Source organism: Amaricoccus sp., from assembly GCF_017993425.1.
In the GTDB taxonomy this organism is placed as follows: Bacteria; Pseudomonadota; Alphaproteobacteria; order Rhodobacterales; family Rhodobacteraceae; genus Amaricoccus.
Genome location: NZ_JAGOMQ010000018.1, coordinates 27818 through 48027, shown reverse-complemented (window position 1 = coordinate 48027; position 20210 = coordinate 27818). Strand labels below are relative to the sequence as shown.

Here is a 20210-nt window from a genome sequence, read left to right as displayed (position 1 = left end):
AGGGCTCTGCCAACCCTTTCGTACAGGCGCAGGTTGGTCGCCTCGGACGGCCTTGGGGCCTGGTCTTTCGTGTCGGCGGTTGAGCCGCTTGGCCGTGGGATCGACGAGCCCGAGCACGTTGATGTTGATCGGATGAGGAATAGCGCATTAAAAGAACTTCCGGCGCGCCTGCCTGTTACTGGAATTTACGCGCAAATATATTTCAAAATATTTTGAATATGAGCGGTGAAAATCATCGCATCGTTATCGGCGCCGCATTTCGCGGCGCCGTTCGACTCACTTCGAGGTTCCGCCGTCCCCGCCGCTACCGGTCCGCGTCGAGCCGGGTGACATGCGCATGTCGCCCGGCGGGCGCCGTCGCGGGACGGACCCTCGCCGCTCGGGAGGGGCGGCGACGCGGGGAGGGAAGGTCGGAACCGAACAGCCGGATCCCGTGTCGACGGGCCTGCGGCGGGCCCCCCTACGCCGACGGCTCGCCCGCCTCGGCCCCGGCCGCAGGCGGGGGCGTGATGGCGGCGCGCAGCCGGGTGGCGAGGGTGCGCCGCTTCGACTCGGCGAAGAGCTTCAGCCCGAACAGGTCCTTCACGTAGAACACGTCCACCGCCTGCTCGCCGTAGGTGGCGATGATCGCCGAGGCGATGGAGATGTTGTTCGCCGTCAGCGTCCGGGCGAGGTCGAAGAGCAGCCCGGGCCGGTCGCGCGTCTCGACCTCGATGATCGTGTAGATGTCCGACCCCTCGTTGTCGAAGCTCACCCGGGTCGGCACGTCGAAGTCGCGCTCGCGGCGCTTCACCTTGTCCTTGTCGCGCAACGCGTCGCGGGCGACGATCTCGCCCTTCAGCGTGCGCAGCACGGCCGTGCGCAGCCGCGCCATCCGCGAATGCTCGTAGGGCTTGCCCTCGCGGTCCTGGATCCAGAACGCCGCCGTCGCGATGCCGTCCGACGAGGTGTAGGTCCGCGCGTCGACCACGTTCGCCCCCGCGAGCGCCAGCGCGCCCGCGAGCCGCGCGAAGATGCCGGGATGGTCCGACATCACGAAGCAGACCTGCGTCGCGTCGCGCTCCTCGGCGGGCTCGACATGCATCGCCGGCTCCTCGCCCCCCGCGAGCCGCTCGATCAGCCCGGCGAAGATCGCGTGGGTGCGCGGGTCGAACCCCAGCCAGTAGGGCGTGTAGTGCCGCGCCTGCTCGGCGGCGACGGCGTCGGGCGGCCAGCCGGCCAGCTCGCCCGCCAGCGCCTCCTTGGCCGCCGCCTCGCGCTCCGGCCCGCTCTGCGCCTGGCTGCCGCCGGTCAGGTGCTCGATCGTCTCGGCATAGAGCGCCCGCAGCAGCATCGCCTTCCAGTTGTTCCAGATGCCCGGCCCCACCCCGCGGATGTCGCAGACCGTCAGCACGGTCAGCAGCCGCAGCCGCGACGGGCTCTGCACCGCGGCGGCGAAGTCGCGCACGGTGCGCGGGTCGGCGAGGTCGCGGCGCTGGGCGACGTCCGACATCATCAGGTGATGCTTGACCAGCCACTCGACCAGCGTGCTCTCCTCGGCGTCGAGCCCGAGCCGCGGGCACAGCGTCCGCGCGATCCCCGCCCCCACCAGCGAATGGTCCTTGCCCGATCCCTTGCCGAGGTCGTGGATCAGCAGCGCCACGTAGAGCACGCGCCGGTTCACGCCGCGCTCGACGATCCCAGAGGCGACCGGCAGCTCGTCGTTGAGCTCGCCCCGGCTGATCTGGCTCAGCGTCGAGATCGCCCGGATCGTGTGCTCGTCCACCGTGTAATGGTGGTACATGTTGAACTGCATCATCGCGACCACCCGGCCGAATTCCGGGATGAAGGCGCCGAGGAGCCCCACCTCGTTCATCAGCCGGAGCGCCCGCTCCGGGTTGTTGTGCCCGGTCAGCAGCGCGAGGAAGATGCGGTTCGCCTCCGGGTCCGTGCGCACCGTGTCGTCGACCAGCGCGAGGTTGGCGGCGACCAGCCGCAGCGCGTCGGGATGGATCGGCGCGTCGCTCGCCGAGCCGACCTCGAAGAGCCGCAGCAGGTTGACCGGGTCGGCGAGGAACCGCTCCGGGTCGGCGATGTCGAGCCGCCCGTGCTTCAGCCGGTAGCCCGGCGCCGCCTGCGGGTCGCGGCCGATCGAGAACACGTTCTTCAGCGTCTGCCCGAAGGAGGGCTTCGGCCGCACGTGCCGCGCCTCCAGCCCGGCGAGGAAGATGCGGGTGAGGTCGCCCACGTGCTTCGCATGGGTGAAGTAGCGCTGCATGAACCGCTCGACCGAGCGCTGGCCCTCGGTCGGCGTGTAGCCGAGCGTCGCGGCGATCTCGACCTGGGCGTCGAAGGTGAGCTGCTCGGTGGCGCGGTTGTTGATCAGGTGCAGATGCACCCGCGTCATCCACAGGAACGCCTCGGCGTCGGCGAAGATGCGGTGCTCCTCCGGCGTGAACACCCCGAGCTCGACGAGATCCGCCGGCGTGGCGCCGCGGTAGAGGTACTTGGTGATCCAGAACAGCGTCTGGAGGTCGCGCAGGCCGCCCTTGCCCTCCTTGACGTTCGGCTCGAGCAGGTAGCGCGAGGCGCCTTGGCGGGTGTGGCGGTCGGCGCGCTCGACGAGCTTCGCCTCGACGAACTCCGGGCCGGTATTGGCGAAAAGCTCCGTCCACAGCCGGTCCGACAGCGTCGCCGCCAGCGCCGCGTCGCCCCAGACGTAGCGGTTCTCGAGGAGCGAGGTGCGGATCGTCAGGTCCTGCCGCCCCAGCCGGATGCAGTCGTCCACCGTCCGCGCCGCGTGCCCGACCTTCAGCCGCAGGTCCCACAGGCAGTAGAGCACGCTCTCGATCAGGCTCTCGCCCCAGGCGGTCTGCTTGTAGGGGGTGAGGAACAGGAGGTCGATGTCGGAGAAGGGCGCCATCTCGCCGCGGCCGTAGCCGCCGGTGGCGATGGCGGCGACCCGCTCCGTCGAGGTCGGGTTGGCGAGCGGGTGCAGCCAGTTGAAGGCGAGGTCGAGCGTCAGGGTGACGATCCGGTCGGTCAGCCAGGCGTAGTCGTGGATCGCCCGGTGCGCCTCGGTCGGCGCCGCGGCGACCGCGGCGGCGATGTGGGCGCGGCCCTCGGCATGGGCCTCGCGCAACGCCGCGACCGCCCGCGGCCGCCGGTCGGTCCGGTCCGCCGCGCCCGAGGCGGCGGCCGAGATCGCCGCCTGCGCGCCGGCGACGTCGAGGATGGCCGCCGGGCCGGCGCAGATCCCGGGCCAGTCCGGCGGCGCGACGTCCGCGCGGGCCGCCGCGTCAGTTGCCAAGGCCGCCGAAGCCGCGCGCGGCGCGCGAGACCACCACGGCCGCGCCGTTCCGCACCTCGACGATCGCGAGGTTGCGCTGGCTGAGGCCGTTCTGCTGGAAGCGGAACGCGCCGTTGGCGCCGGCGAAGCCCTGCGGCTGGGTCAGCCGCGCCGGCGAGAACGGCGAGCCGCCCTGCGCCCGCGCCTCGGCGATCAGCGCCCCGATCGCCGCCACGCCGTCATAGGCGAGCACGGCGAGCTCGTGCGGCTGCTCGCCATAGGCGGCGGCGTAGCGCCCCTGGAAGGCCGAGAGCAGCTGCGGGTCCGGCGCCGCGTAGACCGCGCCCTGCAGGCTCGGCCGCGCCAGCGTGTCGGCGTCGCCGCCCCAGGGCTGGAGCCCGAGCAGCAGCGCCTGCTCCGCCGAGAGCCCGTTGCCGCGCAGCCCGTCGGCGACCAGCCCCGCCGTCGACCGCTCGGTCAGGAACACCGCGTTGGCGCCGGCGTTCTGCAGCGCCACCGACATCACCGCCACGGTGTCGCCGACGCCCTGCTGCGAATAGGGATAGGCCTGCGTCGACACGACCTGCCCGCCGGCCGCGTTCACCGCCGAGACGACGCTGTCGCGGATCACCTCGTCGGCCTCGCCCTGCACGTAGAGCACGCCGAACCGCGACAGCCCGCGCCCGAGCGCGAACCCCGCCAGCGCGCTCGCCGAGTTGCCCGGCGTCACCCCGAGGAGGTAGGTTCCCGGCCCGGCGACCGAGGGGTTGTTGCTGAAGGTCAGCATGCTGAGCCCGGCCGAGGCCGCCGGCGGCTGCGCGCCCGCCGCCTCGACGCTGAGCAGCGGCCCGAGGATGATCTGCGCCCCGCCCGCCACCGCCTGCGTCGCGGCCGACTGCCCGCCCTCGAAGGTGCCGCGGGTGTCGTAGACCTGCAGATCGACGTCGGCGTTGCGCAGGTCGGCCCGCGCCAGCTGAGCGGCGTTGACGAGGTCGCGGGCGATGCGCTGGAGCGCGGGGTCGCCCGCGGTCTGCGGCGCCAGCAGCGCCACCTTCACCTGCGCGTTCGGGTCGACCGACGGCCCGCCGCCGCCACGGATGGCCGGGCCGGTTTCGCAGGCGGCGAGGAGCAGCAGCGCCGCGCCGAGCGCGAAGCTGCGCCGCGAGACGGCGGAGACGACGGTTGACAGCTTCATGGCGCGCGCAGACCCTCGCTCTTCCGTCAGATCGGGCTTCCGTCCCGGTCGGGCGGGAGGCTAGGGCGTCGGGCGGGGAAAGTAAACTTGCGAAAGGACGATGGCGCCGCGCCGCAGGACACGCCCGAGGCGGCCCCCGCGGACCTCGACCTCCCGGCGGCCGGCGGCCGCGTCCCCCCGGGGCTGCACCTCGTCGCCACGCCGATCGGGGCCGCCCGCGACGTCACGCTGCGGGCGCTCGACATCCTCGCCGGCGCCGACATCCTCGCCGCCGAGGACACCCGCCGCGCCCGCAAGCTCCTCGACATCCACGGCGTCCGCCGCGACGCGCGGACCATCCTGCCCTACCACGACCACAACGGCGCGGCGATGCGCCCCCGCCTCCTCGCCGCGCTGGCCGAGGGCAAGTCCGTCGCCCTCGTCTCCGACGCCGGCACGCCCCTCGTCGCCGACCCGGGCTGGCGGCTCGCCCGCGCCGCCATCGACGCCGGCCTCCCCGTCACCGCCGCCCCCGGGGCCTCCGCCCTCCTCGCCGCGCTCTCGGTCGCGGGACTGCCCACCGACCGCTTCCTCTTCGCGGGCTTCCCGCCGCCCCGCGCCTCCGCCCGCGCCCGCGCCCTCGCCGAGCTCGGCGCCGTCCCCGCCACGCTGGTCTTCTACGAGAGCCCCCGCCGCCTCGCCGCCAGCCTCGCCGCCATGGCCGACGCCCTCGGCCCCGACCGCCCCGCCGCGGTCTGCCGCGAGCTGACCAAGCGCTTCGAGGAGACCCGCCGCGACAGCCTCGGAGCCCTCGCCGCCGCCTACGCCGCCGCGCCGGAGCCGAAGGGCGAGATCGTCGTCGTCGTCGGCCCGCCCCCGGCCGACGCCGGGGTCGGCGAGGATGCGATCGACGCCGCCCTCGCCGAGGCGCTCGCGGCCGGCTCGGTCAAGGACGCCGCCGCCACCGTCGCCGCCCGCCTCGGCCTGCCCCGCCGCGAGGTCTACGCCCGCGCGCTGGCGCTCGCCGCCGCGCGGGCGCGTTGACGCCGCCGCCCGGGTTTGCGAGGCTCCGCCCGCCCCGACGCGGCGCGACCGAGAGGACCGGATGAGCGACGACCCCTATGCCGCCCTCGGCGTGAGCAAGACCGCGAGCGCCGACGACATCCGCAAGGCCTACAAGCGCATCGCCCGCGAGAGCCACCCCGACCTCAACCCCGGCGACGCCAAGGCCGAGGCGAAGTTCAAGGCCGCCTCCGCCGCCTACGACCTCCTCAAGGACGCCGAGCAGCGCCGCCGCTTCGACGCCGGCGAGATCGACGCCAGCGGCCAGGAGCGCCCCGACCGCCGCTTCTACCGCGAGTACGCCGAAGGCCCCGAGGCCACCTACCGCTCCAGCCGCGGCTTCGAGGACATCGACATGTCCGACGTCTTCTCCGACCTCTTCGGCCGCCGCGCCGGCGGCGGCCGCGCGGGCGGTCGGGCCGAAGGCTTCTCCATGCGCGGCCAGGACCAGCACTTCACGCTGGAGATCAGCTTCCTCGACGCCATCTACGGCGCGACGAAGCGCGTCACCCTGCCGGGCGGCGGCCCGCTCGAGGTGGCGATCCCGCAGGGCGTGCAGGACGGCCAGACCGTCCGCCTGCGCGGCAAGGGCGCCCCCGGCCTCGGCGACGGCCCGCCCGGCGACGCGCTCGTCACCGTCACCGTCGCCCCGCACCCGACCTTCACCCGCGACGGCGACGACATCGAGATCGAGCTGCCGATCACCATCGACGAGGCGATCCTGGGCGGAAAGGTCCCGACCCCGACCATCGACGGCAAGGTCAACCTGACGATCCCCAAGGGCGCGAGCTCCGGCCAGACGCTGCGCCTGCGCGGCCGCGGCGTGAAGCGCGGCGACAGGCGCGGCGACCAGCGCGTCCGCCTGAGGATCGTCGCCCCGCCCGAGATCGATCCCGGGCTTCAGGCGTTCATGGAGACGTGGCGCAAGGACCACGCCTACGACCCGCGCAAGGGAATGAGCTGATGGCGGAGATCCGGTACTACAGCGAGACCGAGGTGGTGGCCCAGGTCGAGGGCGTGACCGTCGCCCGCCTGCGGACCTGGGTCGCCGCGCATTGCCTCGCCCCCACCGAGCGCGAGGGCCGCCTCGCCTTCGTCGACGCCGACGTCGCCCGCGCCCGCCTCCTCGCCGAGCTTTCCGACGACTTCGGCATGGACGAGGACGCGGCCGGCATGGTCCTGTCGCTCATCGACCAGATCCACGGCCTCCGCCACCGCCTCCGCGGCCTCGGCGCCGCCCTCGCCGACGAGCCCGACGAGGTCCGCGCCCGCATCCGCGCCCGCCTGCAACGGCCGTAGCGCGGCGCCCGGCGCGGCCGGCGCTATCATACCAGCTTCGGCTGTTCAGCTCCCGACCTTCCCTCCCCGCGTCGCCGCCCCTCCCGGGCGGCGAGGTCTGTCCCGCGACGGCGCCCGCGGGGTGACATGCGCATGTCACCCGGCTCGACGCGGAGCGGCCGGGGCAGGAAGCGTGCAAGCCTCAAGTGAATCAAACGGCGCCGCGAAATGCGGCGCTGCTAACTGTGCAATGATTTTCACCGTTTATATTCAAAATATTTCGAAATATACTTGCGCGCAAATAATCATGGTCGAGATGTCGCCCGTTAGCATCTGCCCGATCTCGTCCGGAAGCATCACGGGCGATTGCCCTGAGGATGCACGGCCCTGGCGTCGTTTCGGGCGCCCGGACGCGGGCAAGCTCATCGCCCGCGACGAAGAATCAATGGCTTAGGCAATTTTCACGCGTGAACACCCCCTCCCGGGGGGCGCCGCCTAGGCCTGCGGCGAGACCACCGCCTCGGCCTCGATCTCCACCTCGTAGTCGCCGACGAGGTTCGAGACCTCGACCAGCGTGTTCGCCGGGCGGATGTCGCCGAAGACGCGGCCGTGGGCGCGGGAGACGGGCTCCCAGGCGCTGGCGTCGCGGACGAAGATGCGGGTGCGGATGACGTCCTCGAGGCTGCCGCCGAGGGCGGCGACGGAGCCGGCGATCTTGTCGAGGACGTAGGTCGTCTGCGCCCCGGCGTCGCCGGGCGCGACGCAGCGGTCGGCGCCGTGGGTCGCCGTGGTGCCGGAGACCGAGATGCGGTCGCCGACGCGGACGGCGCGGCTGTAGCCGGCGATCGGCTCCCAGACGCTGCCCGAGCTGGCGCGGAGCCGGCCGGGGCGGCCGGGGACGGGCTCGGCGCGGTAGGCGCTCGGCAGCGCGTCGAGGTGGTGGCTGAGGTCGCCCGAGGCGGTGAGATAGGGCGGGCGGCGGTACTCGTCGCCGCAGTCGCCCGGGATCGGCGTGGTGGCGGCGAAGGCCGCCTCCAGCCGCGCGCGGTCCTCGGCGTCGAGGGCGAAGCCGAAGACCCGGGCGTTGTCGGCGCGGTGCTCGCTCTCGGTGATGCGGGCGCCGATGATCGTCGCCGCCACCGCCGGGTTCTCCAGCACCCAGCGGCTCGCCACGTTGGAGAGCGAGACGCCGTGCCGGCGGGCGACCTCCGCCGCGGCGGCGAGCACGCCCTGGAACGGCCCCCAGCCGCCGGCGGCGTCGATGAAGCGCTTGTATTTCGAGCGGCTCCAGTCCGGGATTTCCTCCGGCTCGGGGCGGCCGAGCCATTTCTCGGCGAGGAACCCGCCGCAGAGCGTGCCGTAGGCGAGGAGGCGGACGCCGGTCGCGCGGCAGAGCTCGGCCAGCGGGCCGGCGGCGCGGCGGTCGATCATCGAGAACGAGACCTGGTTCGTCGCCAGCGGCACGCCGTCGGCAAGCGCGAGCGCGAGGTGGGCGGCGTCGAAGTTGGTGACGCCGATCGCGCCGATCAGCCCCTCCTGCCGCAGCCGGTCCATCTCGTGCAGCGCGTCGAGCCAGGCGGGGTGCTCGAAGCTCCACCAGTGGAGCTGGAGGAGGTCGACCTTCGCGACGCCGAGCCGGTCGAGGCGCTCCTGCACCCCGGCGCGCACCACCTCCGCGGTCATCGGGCCGGGCTCGGGGCACCACTTGGTGAAGGCGAGCGGCCGGTCGGCCCCGTCGTAGCGCGACAGCAGCCGCCCGGCGATCAGCTCGGCGCTGCCGTAGTGGTCGGCCATGTCGAAGGTGTCGAAGCCGACCTCCGCATAGGCGGCGAGCGCGTCGGCGCCGCGGTCGGGGTCGACGGTGGCGCCGTCCTTCTCGAGGTCGGCCACCTGCCAGAGGCCGCAGATCAGGCGGCTTATGGTCGGGCCGCCCTTCAGGGCGGTGCGCTCAGGCGTCGGCATCGGGGGACCTCTCGGATTGGGCCGGGCCGGCGCCGACATGGCGGGAGACGACGCTCACCTCGCCGAGGATGCCGCGCGGCCGGAAGAGCAGGATGGCGCAGAGCGCGACGCCGATCAGCACGATGCGCAGCGACGCGGCGCGGGCCTGCTGGTCGGCGGGGAAGATCGACGCGATCGCGCTCGCGGAGAGCGCCCACAGGCCCCAGACCACGACAGCCCCGAGGATCGCGCCCCGGTTGTTGCCGGAGCCGCCGACGATCAGCATCGCCCAGACCTGGAAGGTGAGCATCGGGACATAGTTGTCCGGCGCGATGAAGCCGATGAAATGCGCCTGCACCGCGCCCGCGAGCCCCATGATCGCACCGCCGATGGCGAAGGCCTGCAGGCGGAAGCGGTCGGCGTCCTTGCCGAGCGCCCGGGCGGCGGTCTCGTCCTCGCGGATCGCGCGCAGCACCCGGCCCCAGGGGCTGCGGACCAGCCGCTCGAGGGCGAGGTAGAGGAGCGCCACGACCACGACGAGCACCGCGAGGTTCAGCGAGGCGAAGAGCGTCGGGTTGGAGGCCGTCGCCGCGAAGGGCCGCGGGATGAAGCCGATGCCGAAGGGGCCGCCGGTCAGCGGCTCGAGGTTCAGGAGGCAGAGCTGCACCGCGACGGCGACGCCGAAGGTGGCGATCGCCAGGTAGTCGGCGCGCAACCGCACGGTCAGCGCCCCGACGAGCAGCGTCGCGAGCCCGGCGGCGAGCGCGCCCCCCGCCCAGCCGACGAGGATCGGCAGCCCGAAGCCGCCGAGGCGGTCCGGCGCGTCCGGCGTGGTCAGCAGCGCCGAGGCGTAGGCGCCGATCGCCACGAACCCGGCGACGCCGACGTTGAAGAGCCCGGTCTGCCCCCACTGCACGTTCAGCCCGAGGCAGATGATCGCATAGGTCAGGGCGACGGTCAGGAAGAACGCGCCGTAGCCGAGCAGGTCGAGGATCATTCCGGCCTCCCGAACAGCCCCTGGGGGCGGAGGAGCAGGATCGCGACGAGGATCACGAAGGCGACGGCGGCGCGCCACTCGGCCCCGACCACCTGCACCGTCAGCGCCTCGGCGACGCCGATGATAAGCCCCGCGAGCATCGCCCCGGGCACGCTGCCGATCCCGCCGAGGATCGCCGCGGCGAAGAGCGGCAAGAGCAGGTCGAGCCCCATCTGCGGCCGGATCTGGATCAGCAGCCCGGCGATGACCCCGGCCATGCAGGCGAGCCCGGCGCCGAGCGCCCAGACCGTGCGCACCACCCCGCGCACGTCGACCCCCACCACCCCGGCGAGCTGCGGGTTCTCGCTGACCGCGCGCATCGAGCGGCCGATGGCGGTGTGGGTGAGCAGGAGATGCACCAGCGCCACCAGCACGGCGGCGACCCCGAGGCTCAGGAGCTGGTCGGGCGTGGCGCGCATGCCGCCGCCGAGCTTCATCGCGATCTGCAGCTCCTCGGAATAGTAGGCCGGCCGCGAGGTGAACAGGAACTCCAGCAGGTTCCGCAGCGTCAGCGCCGCCCCGAAGCTCGCCATCACCAGGATGATCACCGCGCTACGCCGCGCCCGGAGCGGGCCGAAGAGCAGCGCGTCGACGAGGAGCGCGAGGCCCGCGGTCAGCGCCACGGCGACGACGGCGGCGATCGGCAGCGACCAGCCGAAGGAGAACGGCCCGATCGGCGTGGTCAGCCCGCCGGCGAGCGAGCCGAGGGCGCCGCTGACCATCAGCGCGAGATACGCGCCCCACGACACGAACTCGCCATGCGCGAAGTTGGCGAAGCGCAGGATCGAGTAGGTGAGCGTCACCCCGATGGCGCCGAGGCCGATCATCGCCCCCGCGATCAGTCCGTCGACGAGGATCTGTGCGGTCATGCCGGCCTCGCTTCGTGCCCGCCCTTGCGGGCTCCGAGGTAGAGCTCGCCGATGATCGGGTCGTCGGCGAGGGTGGCGGCCGGGCCCTCGTGGGCGATGCGGCCCTCGACGAGGATGACGGCGCGGTCGGCGATGGCGAGCGCCGCCTTGACGTTCTGCTCGACGAGGACGGTGGTGACGCCCGCCCGGTTGATCGCCCTCAGCCGCTCGAACACCTCCAGCACGATCTTCGGCGACAGGCCGGCCGAGGGCTCGTCGAGGATGAGGACCGAGGGCTCGACGACGAGCGCCCGGGCGACCGCGAGCATCTGCCGCTGGCCGCCGGAGAGCGCCCCCGCCCGATGCCGGGGCCGCGCCGCGAGGTCGGGGAACATCGCGTAGAGCGCCGCGACGCGCTCCGCGCGCCGGCGCTTCGGCAGGATGTTGGCGGCGAGGAGCAGGTTCTCGTGGATGGTCAGCGTCGCGAAGATGTTCTCGGTCTGCGGCACGAAGGCGAGCCCGTGCCGCACCTTCCGGTGCGCGGGCGCCGCGGTGATCTCGGCGCCGTCGAGCCAGACCGAGCCCGCATGGACCGGCACGAGGCCGGCGATCGTCTTGACGAGCGTCGACTTGCCGGCGCCGTTCGGGCCGAGGAGCACGACGAACTCGCCCCGCGCCACCGCGAGGTCGACGCCCTGCACGATGGGCAGGTCGCGCTCGTAGCCGGCGACGAGCGCCCGGGTCGCCAGCGCGGGCGCGCTCATGCCACGTCCCCCAGATAGGCGCTGACCACGGCGGGGTCGCGGGCGACCTCCTCCGGCGTGCCGTGCGCGAGCTGCTTGCCGGCGGCCATCACCACCACCCGGCCGCAGAGCCGCGCCACCATGTCCATGTTGTGCTCGATGAGGAGCACCGTCCGGCCCTGCGCGTTGAGCGCGAGGATGCGGTCGATGATCAGCTCCAGCAGGGTCGGGTTCACCCCGGCGGCCGGCTCGTCGAGCAGGATCGCCTGCGGATCGGCCATCAGCACGCGCGCGAGCTCGAGGAGCTTGCGCTGGCCGCCGGACAGCACCTTGGCCTGCTCGCGCTCCAGCCGCGACAGCAGGACGAAGTCGAGGAGCGAACGGGCGCGCTCCACCGCCGCGCGCTCCTCGGCGGCGACGACGCCGGGGCGGAGGAAGTTCATCCATGCCCGCTCGCCGGCCTGGGACTGGCCGCCGGTCAGCACGTTCTCCAGCACGGTCATCTCGGCGAAGGGCCGGGGGATCTGGAACGTCCGCCCGACGCCGCGGGCGATCCTCCGCTCCGGGCCCTCGCGCGACACGTCGACCGCGCCGATGCGGATCTCGCCCGAGGTGGGGGCGAGGGCGCCGGCGAGGAGGTTGAAGAGCGTGGTCTTGCCGGCGCCGTTCGGGCCGATGAGCCCGACCATCTCCCCCCGCGCCAGCGCGAGCGACATGCCGTCGACGGCGACGAGGCCGCTGAAGCGCTTCACGAGATTGCGCGCCTCGAGGACGATGGGCCCATCGGAGGCCGTCGGCCGGTCTTGCGGTGTCATGGCCCCTCCCTCGCAGGATGCTCGCCAGATTCGCGATCTTCGATCACTGATCAAAGATCACTCTTGACAAGGGAAAGCGCAAGGAGAAAGTTTCAGGCGCGACGAAAACGTCGGGGGAGGCGCGACGGTGAAGGGAGAGGCGGCCGCGTTGCAGGCTGGCGGCGACCCGAGGGCCGCGACCCGCCGGCGCGATTCGCTCGCCCCCATCGGCCGCGAGAGCATCAACGAGCGCGTCTATGCCGAGCTTCGCCGCTCGCTGATCCACGGCGTCCTCGAGGCGGGCGAGGTGCTGCGCATCGCCGATCTCTCCGAGCGGCTCCAGACCAGCACCATGCCGGTGCGCGAGGCGCTGGCCCGGCTGGTCTCCGAGCAGGCGCTCGAGGCGCTGCCGAGCCGCTCGGTGCGGGTGCCGCTGATCACCCGCGAGCGCCTCGACGACCTCGCCCGCGCCCGCTGCCTCGTCGAGGGCGAGCTCGTCCGCCTCGCGCTGCCGAACCTCGGGCCGGAGGATTTCGCCGGCCTGCGCGAGCTTACCGTCGCGACGGAGGCCGTCTTCGCCGGCGACGCCGCCGACCGGGCGCAGGCCACCTCGGAGCTCAACCACGCCTTCCACTTCCACATCTACCACGCGGCCGGGTCGGCGGTGCTGATCCCGATCGTCGAGAGCCTGTGGCTGCAATCCGGCCCCTACGTGCGCCGGGCCGCCCGCATCCACCAGGAGGTCGGGCGCAGGCAGGCGGTCCACCACCACTGGGCGCTGATCGAGGCGCTGGAGCGCCGCGACGCCGCGGCGACGGTCGCGTCGCTCGTCTCCGACATCACCCATTCCTTCGATCTCATCCGCGACCGCATCGCCCGGGAGGGGCAGGATGGCTGAGGCCGGCGACGACAGCTTCGAGCTCTACGACCTCCGCGTCGAGGTCGTCTTTCCCGGCGGGCCGGTCTATTGCGGCGCGCGGCCGGGCGACCATTTCGAGCTGCGCGGCGAGATGCTGCACCTGCCGCCGGGGCAGGGCTTCTCGATCTACTCGCTCGCCGCGGTGCTGCCGCTCCTCGCCGCGAAGCAGCGCCCGACCGACCGGCGCGACTGGATGACCAGCGACGCCGAGATCGCCTGCCCGGACCCGAACTGCTCGACGCGGCTGCGGATCACCCGCACCGGCCGCCGCCGCTTCAGCCACGCGGCGACCACCGCCGTTCCCCTGCCCGAGGCCTGACATGCAGCGCATCGCCCTCGCTCCCGACCACGAGATCTCCCGCGTCATCCGCGGCGGCTGGCAGATGGCCGGCGGCCACGGCGCCGTAGACCACGCCGAGGCGGTGGCCGACCTCGTCGCCTTCGCCGACGCGGGCGTCACCGCCTTCGACTGCGCCGACATCTACACCGGGGTCGAGGAGCTGATCGGCGACTTCCGCCGCGCCTATGCCGACCTGCGCGGCGCCGAGGCGCTGGCCCGCATCCGCGTCCACACCAAGTATGTTCCCGACCTCGACCTGCTGCCGCGGCTGACCCGCGCCGACGTCGAGCGGGTGATCGACCGCTCGCTCGGGCGCCTCGGGGCCGAGCGGCTCGACCTCGTGCAGTTCCACTGGTGGGACTACGCCGCCCCCGGCTGGCTCGAGGCGGCGCACTGGCTCGACGAGCTGCGCCGGGTCGGCAAGATCCGCCACGTCGGCGGCACCAACTTCGACACCGCGCGCATGGCGGCGATCGTCGACGACGGCGTGCCGCTCCTCTCGATGCAGCTCCAGTATTCCCTCCTCGACCGCCGCCCCGAGAAGGCCTTCCGCGCCGCCGCCGCCGAGCGCGGGGTCGCGCTCCTCTGCTACGGCACGGTCGCCGGCGGCTTCCTCGGCGACCGCTGGCTCGGCCGGCCGGAGCCGGCGGAGCCGCTCGAGAACCGCTCGCTGACGAAGTACAAGCTCATCATCGACGACCTCGGCGGCTGGGAGCTGTTCCAGTCCCTCCTCGCCACCCTGCGCCGCGTCGCCGACCGCCACGGCAGCGACATCGCCACGGTGGCGAGCGCCGCGATGCTCGCGCGGCCCGGCGTCGCCGCGGTGATCGTCGGCGCCCGCAACCGGTCGCACCTCGCGGCCAACCTCGCCATCTCCGACCTCGCGCTCGACGCGGGCGACCTTGCGGCGATCGAGGCCGCGCTGGCGCAGGCCCGGCCGCTCGAGGGCGACGTCTACGCCCTCGAGCGCGACCGCGAGGGGCGCCACGGGTCGATCATGAAATACAATCTGAGCCGGGGCGTCGCCTGAGAGCGGCCCCCTCCAACGGGAGAACGAGAGACATGAAGCACCTCCTCTGCGGCACGGCGATGCTCGTCGCGGCCGGCGCCCTCGGCGGTCCCCTCGCGGCCCAGGACTGCGACATCACCATCGGCATGGTGATGGAGCTGACCGGCCCGGCGGGCGCCTACGGGCAGGCCGGCGCCAAGGCCGCCGAGATGGCGCTCCGCGACTTCAACGAGGCCGGCGGCGTCAAGGGCTGCGACATCGTCGCCGACGTCCGCGACAGCCAGAGCCAGGGCAACGTCGCCGTCGACCAGGCGACGCAGCTCGTCAACATCAAGAAGGTGCCGGTCATCATCGGCGGCATCATCTCCTCGGTGTCGATCCCGATCCTGACCTCCGTCACCGCCCCCGCCGGCATCGTCCAGGTCTCGCCCGCCTCCTCCTCGCCGACGCTGACCGCCCTCGCCCGCGACGGCAAGACCAACGGCGTCTTCTTCCGCACCATCACCTCGGACGCGCTCCAGGGCACGGCGGCGGCGAAGTTCGCCATCGACCAGGGCCTGAAGAAGCTCGCGATCATCAACGTCAACAACGACTTCGGCGTGAACATGGTCCGCGAGTTCACCGCCGCCTACGAGAAGCTCGGCGGCGTGATCACCTCGGTCACCCCCTACAACGAGAAGCAGGCGTCCTACACCGCCGAGGCGAGCGCCGCGCTCGCCGGCGACCCCGAGGGCCTCTACCTCGTCAGCTACCCGGTCGACGGCGCCACGATCGCTCGCGCCTGGCTCTCCGCCGGCGGCCCGGCGAGGTTCCTGCTCAACGACGGCATGAACTCGACCGACTTCATCGACGCGGTCGGCGCCAAGTACCTCGCCGACGCCTTCGGCACCTCCTCCGGCACCAGCGAGACCGCCTCGACCAAGTATTTCTACGACAACTTCGAGGCCTTCTCCGGCGGCATCGCGCCCGACGCCCCGGCCGCCGACCGCTCCTACGACGCCGGCGCCATCGTGGCGCTCGCGATCGCCAAGGCCGGCGGCGCCGATCCCGCGGCGATCAAGGCGGCGATGCCGCAGGTCGTCGCCGCCGACGGCGCGCCGATCTTCGCCGGCAAGGACGAGTTCGCGAAGGCGCTGGCGCTCCTCGCCGAGGGCAAGCCGATCCGCTACGAGGGCGTCATCGGCCCGGTCTCCTTCGACGAGTTCGGCGACATCACCGGCCCGTTCCGCCTGTGGCGCATCGAGAACGGCGAGGTCACCACCATCGGCGAGATGAGCGCCGACGAGGTCGCCGCGCTCCGCGCCGGCGCCCGGTAACCCCGGCCGACGCGCCTCCCCCGGCCCTCCTCCCGAGGGCCGGCCCGCCCGGAGCGGCATCCCCGGAATGGGCCCGCTCCTCCCCGGCTCGACGGCCGCGGTCCTGAACGGGTCCTCTCCCCGGCTCGACGGCGCTGCCCGTCGACCCGCTCCCCACGACCCCCTCAGGCCGCCATCTCCCGCACCGCCCGCAGGTCGGCGAGGAACGCCGCCCACGCCGCCGGCTTCTCCCCGTCCGGCAGCCGCAGCAGGTAGGACGGATGCGGGCAAGGGCCGGGTCCATGGCTCATGTTCTAATTTTGTTCACGGCCTTGGCAAGAGCGGATCCGCAGCGAATTGCCTCAGGCGTGGCCTGTGCAGCCGTCGCTCGAAAGGGGATAACGACTCCGGCGCGCATCTTCGCGCCCCGACGATTCCCCTGAGCGCGGCCGCCGCAAGCGCCTCCCCGTAGCTGTGGATAAGCCTATGGATAACTTAGTTATCCAATAATAACAATAGGTTGGCTAGCGTCGCACCGTGCGGCATTTTACCGCCCTCAATAGGCGTACTCCGAATAGACGGGCGAAAGCTCGCCCTTCCACGGCCCGTCGTAGCGGGCGAGCATCTCGTCCGCCGGCGTCTCACCGGACTCCACGATCTCGTGGAGCGCGTTGAGGAAATGCGTCTCGTCCGGCACCGTCCCGCCCGCCCCGGACCGGGCGCGGGCGGCGAGGCCGGCGCGGGCGATCTCCAGCACGTCGCGGGAGAGGTCGCGCATCGTCCGCCCCCGGATCTCGGCCGAGAGCCCGTAGCGGGCGGCGTCGTGGCGGAGCGCGTCGCGCTCAGCGGCGGTCCAGTCCCGGCACAGGTCCCAGGCCGCCGAGAGCGCGTCCGCGTCGTAGAGCAGGCCCACCCACAGCGCCGGCAGGGCGCAGAGGCGGCGCCAGGGGCCGCCGTCAGCGCCGCGCATCTCCAGGAACTTCTTCAGCCGAACCTCGGGGAAGATCGTGGTGAGGTGGTCGGCCCAGTCGCTGAACGTCGGCAGCTCGCCCGGCAGCGCCGGCAGCCGTCCGGCGAGGAAGTCGCGGAAGCTCTGGCCCAGCGCGTCGATGTATTTTCCGTCGCGGTAGACGAAGTACATCGGCACGTCGAGGGCGTAGTCGACGTAGCGCTCGAACCCCATGCCGTCCTCGAAGGCGAAGGGCAGCATCCCGGTCCGCGCGGCGTCGAGGTCGCGCCAGATGCGGGCGCGCCAGGACTTCCAGCCGTTGACCCTGCCGTCGAAGAACGGCGAGGCGGCGAAGAGGGCGGTGGCGACCGGCTGGAGGGCGAGCGAGGTGCGGAGCTTCGCCACCATGTCCGCCTCGGAGGCGAAGTCGAGGTTCACCTGCACCGTGCAGGTCCGGTACATCATCATCTTCCCGGTCGTGCCGACCCGGTCCATGTAGGGGGTCATCAGGGCGTAGCGGCCCTTCGGCATCACCGGCATCTGCTCGTGGGTCCATTCCGGCGCGGCGCCGAGGCCCATGAAGCCGACCCCGATCCCGTCGGCGATCGCCTTCACCTCGCGGAGGTGCTCGTTCACCTCGTCGCAGGTCTGGTGGATCGTCTCGAGGGGCGCGCCGGAGAGCTCGAGCTGGCCGCCGGGCTCGAGGCTGACGTTGGCGCCGTCCCGGGTCAGGCCGATCAGCTTGCCGGCCTCACGGACCTCGGCCCAGCCGTAGCGGTCGCGCAGGCCCTCCAGCATGGCGAGGATCGAGGCCGGCCCCTCGTAGGGGAGCGGCAGATGCCGGGCGAGGTCGAAGCCGAACTTCTCGTGCTCGGTCCCGATCCGCCAGTCCTCCGGCGGCTTGCACCCGGACGCGAGGTATTCGGCCAGCTGCTCGGGCTGCTCGATGAGCCCGCCGCCGGATTGGGGGATCGACATGGAACTGGCCTCTCGTGCCGTTTGAGCCCACGCCTAGCCGGGGCCGCTTGTCTGTGCAAGCGGGAGGATCGGTGGGGGAGCCCGCCGAATTCGCACGCGTGCGAAATAGCCACATTATTGATTTCATTTAAGATTCATAACATTGAAACCTTTCTCGCACGCCGGCCGGGGGTGGAATGCCCGCCCCGGAGAGCCCGGGCGGGGCGAGCTGGCCGGAAGCGGCTCGGCGCGAATCTCCGAGCCCCCGCGGGGAAGGGACCTACTGCGGCGCTACGCCAGCGCCTCCCGCGCAGCGGCGGCGACGCAGCGGGTCAGGGGGGCGAGCTGGTCGGCGACGAGGCGGTTGACCTGCCAGTGGAGCGGGCGCTCCAGCGTCGAGCCGGGGACGAGCTCGACCAGCCGCCCGGCCGCGATGTGGGGTCGGGCAAGCGGCGTCGGGTTGAGCGCCCAGCCCATGCCGGCGAGGCTCGCGTCGAGGAAGCTCTGCGTCGCCGGCAGCCAGTGGCTGGGATAGGCGACGGCCTGGCCGAAGGTCTGGCGGATCCAGAGCTGCTGGAGGCGGTCCTTCTGGTCGAAGGTGAGCCCCGGCGCGTCGGCGAGCGCCGCGGCGGTGACGCCGCCCGGGAAGTGCCGCGTCATGAAGTCCGGGCTCGCCGTCGCCACGTAGGCGAGCGCGCCGATCGGCCGGACGTGGCAACCGGTCACCGGTTTCGCGAGCGCGGTCACCGCGGCGAGCACCCGGCCGCGGCGGAGCCAGTCGGCGGTGTGCTCCTCGTCGTCGACGGCGATGTCGAGGAGATCGCCGGTCTCGCGGGCGAAGGCCGCGGCGGCGGCGACGAACCATGTGCCGAGGCTGTCGGCGTTGGTGGCGACGTGGAGGGTGACCCGCCGGGTCGGCGCGCCCGGATCGACCAGCCCGGGGAGCTGCCCGGCGAGCGCCTTCTCCAGCAGGCCGACATGCTCGACGTGCCGGCAGAGCCAAGCGCCGTGGCCGGTGGCGAGGCAGGGCGCGCCGCGCTCGACCAGCACGACGCCGAGGCGCTCCTCGAGCTGCTTCACCCGCTGCGACACCGCCGAGGGCGTCACGTTGAGCGCCCGGGCCGCGGCCTCGAAGCTGCCGGTCTGCACGACGAGGGCGACGGCGCGGGCGGCGGGATAGTCGAGCATCAGTTTCGCTAATCACCGGCAAGGAGGATTAACTTGTCTAATCGCGGGGCGGGCCGTATCGCAAGGCCCGGCGGACAGACCGAGGCCCCCAATGAGCTTACCCATCTTCCTTACCGGCATGGCGATGAGCCTGAGCCTGATCGTCGCGATCGGCGCGCAGAACGCCTTCGTGCTGCGGCAGGGGCTGCGCGACGAGCACGTGCTGCCGGTCTGCCTGACCTGCGCGCTCTCGGACGCGCTCCTGATCGTGCTCGGGGTCGCCGGCTTCGCCCGGGTGACGACGGCGCTGCCCTGGCTCGATCCGGCGATGCGCTACGCCGGGGCGGCCTTCCTCCTCTGGTACGGGGCGCGCAGCCTGCGCTCGGCGCTGACGGCGACCGGGGCGCTGGGGGTGGACGGCGCGCCGGAGACGCGGGCGCTCTCGCGCACGCTCCTCGCCTGCCTCGCCATCACCTGGCTGAACCCGCACGTCTATCTCGACACGGTCGTCCTGCTCGGCGCCGTCTCCAGCCGGTTTCCCGGCGGCGAGGTCGCCTTCGCCGTCGGGGCCATCGCCGGCTCTTTCCTGTTCTTCTTCGGCCTCGGCTACGGGGCGATCCGGTTGCGGCCGCTCTTCGCACGGCCCGCGGCATGGCGCATTCTGGAAGGGGCGATCGCCGTGGTGATGTGGACGATCGCGCTCCGCCTCGTGACCGCCTGAAGGGGACCGCGCCGATGTACATGCCCGAGCATTTCCGCGAGGTCGACCCGGCCGAGATCGCGCGGATCATCGCCGCGGCGCCGCTCGCCTGCGTCGTGGCGAGCACCGCCGAGGGGCTGGTCGCCAACCACGTCCCGGTGCTCGCCGCGGCGGACGGGGCGCTGATCGGGCATGTGGCGCTCGCGAACGACATGCACCGGGCGGTCGCCGACGGGCAGGAGGTGCTGGTGATCTTCCGCGGCGACGACGGCTATGTCTCGCCGAACTTCTACCCGAGCAAGGCCGAGCATCACCGCCATGTGCCGACGTGGAACTATCAGGCGGTGCATGTCACCGGGGCGATCGCGTTCCAGCACGACGAGCGCGCCAAGCGCGCCGTGGTGGGGCTGCTGACCCGCGAGCACGAGCGGCGGCTGAACGCGGAGCGGGCGTGGCGGATGGCGGACGCGCGGGCGGACTACATGACGGCGATGCTCGCCGCCATCGTGGCGTTTCGCGTCGAGGTCCGGCGGGTGCTGGCCAAGTCGAAGCTGAGCCAGAACCGCGAGCCGCGCGACCGCCTGGGCGCGATCGACGGGCTGCGGCGGAGTGGAAGCGAGGCGCTGGCGGAGACGATGGCGCGGCGGGTCGGGCCGGGGACCGCGTGAGGGCGCGCCTTCGGCGGCGCGACGAAGGGTCGGCTCCAGCGGCGGCGTGACCGCCTGAGGTG

The 20210-nt window shown here is 72.7% G+C and carries 19 protein-coding genes; 9 read left to right on the top strand and 10 right to left on the bottom strand.

Features of this window, described 5'->3' with window-relative positions:
- Window positions 1–460: 460 nt before the first annotated feature.
- Window positions 461–3289: a [protein-PII] uridylyltransferase gene (locus KBB57_RS10375; protein ID WP_290749546.1), complete on the bottom strand. Its 2829-nt coding sequence runs from the start codon at window positions 3287–3289 to the stop codon at window positions 461–463.
- The gene (locus tag KBB57_RS10370) at window positions 3279–4463 is read right to left on the bottom strand and encodes a penicillin-binding protein activator (RefSeq protein ID WP_290749542.1); all 1185 of its coding nucleotides are present in this window, start codon (window positions 4461–4463) and stop codon (window positions 3279–3281) included. The genes KBB57_RS10375 and KBB57_RS10370 overlap by 11 nt, the downstream gene beginning before the upstream one ends.
- A gap of 183 nt (window positions 4464–4646) precedes the next feature.
- Between KBB57_RS10370 and rsmI the strand changes: the two genes are divergently transcribed.
- The 3 genes from rsmI to KBB57_RS10355 all read left to right on the top strand — a co-directional run bounded on the left by rsmI (window position 4647) and on the right by KBB57_RS10355 (window position 6803).
- Window positions 4647–5486: a 16S rRNA (cytidine(1402)-2'-O)-methyltransferase gene (rsmI, locus tag KBB57_RS10365; protein ID WP_290749638.1), complete on the top strand. Its 840-nt coding sequence runs from the start codon at window positions 4647–4649 to the stop codon at window positions 5484–5486.
- A 61-nt stretch (window positions 5487–5547) separates the two neighbouring features.
- Window positions 5548–6468, top strand: coding sequence for a DnaJ C-terminal domain-containing protein (locus KBB57_RS10360; RefSeq protein WP_290749540.1), 921 nt, complete (start codon window positions 5548–5550; stop codon window positions 6466–6468).
- The gene (locus KBB57_RS10355; protein ID WP_290749537.1) at window positions 6468–6803 is read left to right on the top strand and encodes a chaperone modulator CbpM; all 336 of its coding nucleotides are present in this window, start codon (window positions 6468–6470) and stop codon (window positions 6801–6803) included. The genes KBB57_RS10360 and KBB57_RS10355 overlap by 1 nt, the downstream gene beginning before the upstream one ends.
- Window positions 6804–7277: 474 nt before the next feature.
- On the opposite strand, the gene KBB57_RS10350 is transcribed toward KBB57_RS10355, so the two are convergent.
- From KBB57_RS10350 to KBB57_RS10330, 5 genes are read right to left on the bottom strand one after another with little or no spacing between them, the layout of a single operon-like run.
- A complete protein-coding gene (locus KBB57_RS10350; protein WP_290749535.1) occupies window positions 7278–8744 on the bottom strand; it encodes an aldo/keto reductase in 1467 nt (488 codons plus the stop codon).
- Window positions 8731–9720 (bottom strand): branched-chain amino acid ABC transporter permease, encoded by a 990-nt coding sequence (locus KBB57_RS10345; protein WP_290749532.1) that lies wholly within the window; start codon window positions 9718–9720, stop codon window positions 8731–8733. Before KBB57_RS10345 ends, KBB57_RS10350 begins: the two co-directional genes overlap by 14 nt.
- Window positions 9717–10628 (bottom strand): branched-chain amino acid ABC transporter permease, encoded by a 912-nt coding sequence (locus KBB57_RS10340; RefSeq protein ID WP_290749529.1) that lies wholly within the window; start codon window positions 10626–10628, stop codon window positions 9717–9719. Before KBB57_RS10340 ends, KBB57_RS10345 begins: the two co-directional genes overlap by 4 nt.
- Complete coding sequence (locus KBB57_RS10335) at window positions 10625–11371, bottom strand: ABC transporter ATP-binding protein (protein WP_290749526.1); 747 nt, start codon at window positions 11369–11371, stop codon at window positions 10625–10627. The genes KBB57_RS10340 and KBB57_RS10335 overlap by 4 nt, the downstream gene beginning before the upstream one ends.
- Window positions 11368–12165: an ABC transporter ATP-binding protein gene (locus tag KBB57_RS10330; protein WP_290749523.1), complete on the bottom strand. Its 798-nt coding sequence runs from the start codon at window positions 12163–12165 to the stop codon at window positions 11368–11370. Before KBB57_RS10330 ends, KBB57_RS10335 begins: the two co-directional genes overlap by 4 nt.
- Window positions 12166–12292: 127 nt before the next feature.
- Between KBB57_RS10330 and KBB57_RS10325 the strand changes: the two genes are divergently transcribed.
- The 4 genes from KBB57_RS10325 to KBB57_RS10310 are packed head-to-tail and all read left to right on the top strand — an operon-like array spanning window position 12293 to window position 15728.
- Window positions 12293–13042 carry a GntR family transcriptional regulator gene (locus KBB57_RS10325; RefSeq protein ID WP_290749520.1) on the top strand — a complete coding sequence of 250 codons (750 nt, stop codon included), beginning with the start codon at window positions 12293–12295 and terminating at the stop codon, window positions 13040–13042.
- Window positions 13035–13382 (top strand): TIGR04076 family protein, encoded by a 348-nt coding sequence (locus KBB57_RS10320; RefSeq protein WP_290749519.1) that lies wholly within the window; start codon window positions 13035–13037, stop codon window positions 13380–13382. Before KBB57_RS10325 ends, KBB57_RS10320 begins: the two co-directional genes overlap by 8 nt.
- 1 nt (window position 13383) lies before the next feature.
- Complete coding sequence (locus KBB57_RS10315; RefSeq protein ID WP_290749517.1) at window positions 13384–14433, top strand: aldo/keto reductase; 1050 nt, start codon at window positions 13384–13386, stop codon at window positions 14431–14433.
- A 32-nt stretch (window positions 14434–14465) separates the two neighbouring features.
- Window positions 14466–15728 (top strand): ABC transporter substrate-binding protein, encoded by a 1263-nt coding sequence (locus KBB57_RS10310; RefSeq protein WP_290749514.1) that lies wholly within the window; start codon window positions 14466–14468, stop codon window positions 15726–15728.
- A gap of 164 nt (window positions 15729–15892) precedes the next feature.
- Here the strand turns inward: KBB57_RS10310 and KBB57_RS10305 are convergent, their stop codons facing one another.
- The 3 genes from KBB57_RS10305 to KBB57_RS10295 form a co-directional block, all read right to left on the bottom strand.
- The gene (locus tag KBB57_RS10305) at window positions 15893–16018 is read right to left on the bottom strand and encodes a hypothetical protein (RefSeq protein ID WP_290749511.1); all 126 of its coding nucleotides are present in this window, start codon (window positions 16016–16018) and stop codon (window positions 15893–15895) included.
- 245 nt (window positions 16019–16263) lie between these two features.
- Window positions 16264–17634, bottom strand: a complete 1371-nt coding sequence (locus tag KBB57_RS10300; RefSeq protein ID WP_290749510.1) for a glutamate--cysteine ligase — start codon at window positions 17632–17634, stop codon at window positions 16264–16266.
- Window positions 17635–17904: 270 nt separating this feature from the next.
- Window positions 17905–18801 (bottom strand): LysR family transcriptional regulator ArgP, encoded by an 897-nt coding sequence (locus KBB57_RS10295; protein WP_290749508.1) that lies wholly within the window; start codon window positions 18799–18801, stop codon window positions 17905–17907.
- 91 nt (window positions 18802–18892) lie between these two features.
- On the opposite strand from KBB57_RS10295, the gene KBB57_RS10290 reads away from it, so the two are divergent.
- The gene (locus KBB57_RS10290) at window positions 18893–19501 is read left to right on the top strand and encodes a LysE/ArgO family amino acid transporter (RefSeq protein ID WP_290749505.1); all 609 of its coding nucleotides are present in this window, start codon (window positions 18893–18895) and stop codon (window positions 19499–19501) included.
- Between the two features lie 14 nt (window positions 19502–19515).
- Window positions 19516–20148, top strand: a complete 633-nt coding sequence (locus tag KBB57_RS10285) for an FMN-binding negative transcriptional regulator (RefSeq protein ID WP_290749503.1) — start codon at window positions 19516–19518, stop codon at window positions 20146–20148.
- Window positions 20149–20210 lie beyond the last annotated feature (62 nt).

What these genes read in the sequence shown, in the direction of transcription:
- KBB57_RS10345 (WP_290749532.1), bottom strand. Translation starts at nt 9,720, where the DNA reads ATGATCCTCGACCTGCTCGGCTACGGCGCGTTCTTCCTGACCGTCGCC.
- KBB57_RS10370 (WP_290749542.1), bottom strand. Translation starts at nt 4,463, where the DNA reads ATGAAGCTGTCAACCGTCGTCTCCGCCGTCTCGCGGCGCAGCTTCGCG.
- KBB57_RS10340 (WP_290749529.1), bottom strand. Translation starts at nt 10,628, where the DNA reads ATGACCGCACAGATCCTCGTCGACGGACTGATCGCGGGGGCGATGATC.
- KBB57_RS10355 (WP_290749537.1), top strand. Translation starts at nt 6,468, where the DNA reads ATGGCGGAGATCCGGTACTACAGCGAGACCGAGGTGGTGGCCCAGGTC.
- KBB57_RS10350 (WP_290749535.1), bottom strand. Translation starts at nt 8,744, where the DNA reads ATGCCGACGCCTGAGCGCACCGCCCTGAAGGGCGGCCCGACCATAAGC.
- KBB57_RS10330 (WP_290749523.1), bottom strand. Translation starts at nt 12,165, where the DNA reads ATGACACCGCAAGACCGGCCGACGGCCTCCGATGGGCCCATCGTCCTC.
- KBB57_RS10360 (WP_290749540.1), top strand. Translation starts at nt 5,548, where the DNA reads ATGAGCGACGACCCCTATGCCGCCCTCGGCGTGAGCAAGACCGCGAGC.
- KBB57_RS10335 (WP_290749526.1), bottom strand. Translation starts at nt 11,371, where the DNA reads ATGAGCGCGCCCGCGCTGGCGACCCGGGCGCTCGTCGCCGGCTACGAG.
- KBB57_RS10290 (WP_290749505.1), top strand. Translation starts at nt 18,893, where the DNA reads ATGAGCTTACCCATCTTCCTTACCGGCATGGCGATGAGCCTGAGCCTG.
- KBB57_RS10285 (WP_290749503.1), top strand. Translation starts at nt 19,516, where the DNA reads ATGTACATGCCCGAGCATTTCCGCGAGGTCGACCCGGCCGAGATCGCG.
- KBB57_RS10320 (WP_290749519.1), top strand. Translation starts at nt 13,035, where the DNA reads ATGGCTGAGGCCGGCGACGACAGCTTCGAGCTCTACGACCTCCGCGTC.
- KBB57_RS10305 (WP_290749511.1), bottom strand. Translation starts at nt 16,018, where the DNA reads ATGAGCCATGGACCCGGCCCTTGCCCGCATCCGTCCTACCTGCTGCGG.
- KBB57_RS10295 (WP_290749508.1), bottom strand. Translation starts at nt 18,801, where the DNA reads ATGCTCGACTATCCCGCCGCCCGCGCCGTCGCCCTCGTCGTGCAGACC.
- KBB57_RS10300 (WP_290749510.1), bottom strand. Translation starts at nt 17,634, where the DNA reads ATGTCGATCCCCCAATCCGGCGGCGGGCTCATCGAGCAGCCCGAGCAG.
- KBB57_RS10315 (WP_290749517.1), top strand. Translation starts at nt 13,384, where the DNA reads ATGCAGCGCATCGCCCTCGCTCCCGACCACGAGATCTCCCGCGTCATC.
- KBB57_RS10310 (WP_290749514.1), top strand. Translation starts at nt 14,466, where the DNA reads ATGAAGCACCTCCTCTGCGGCACGGCGATGCTCGTCGCGGCCGGCGCC.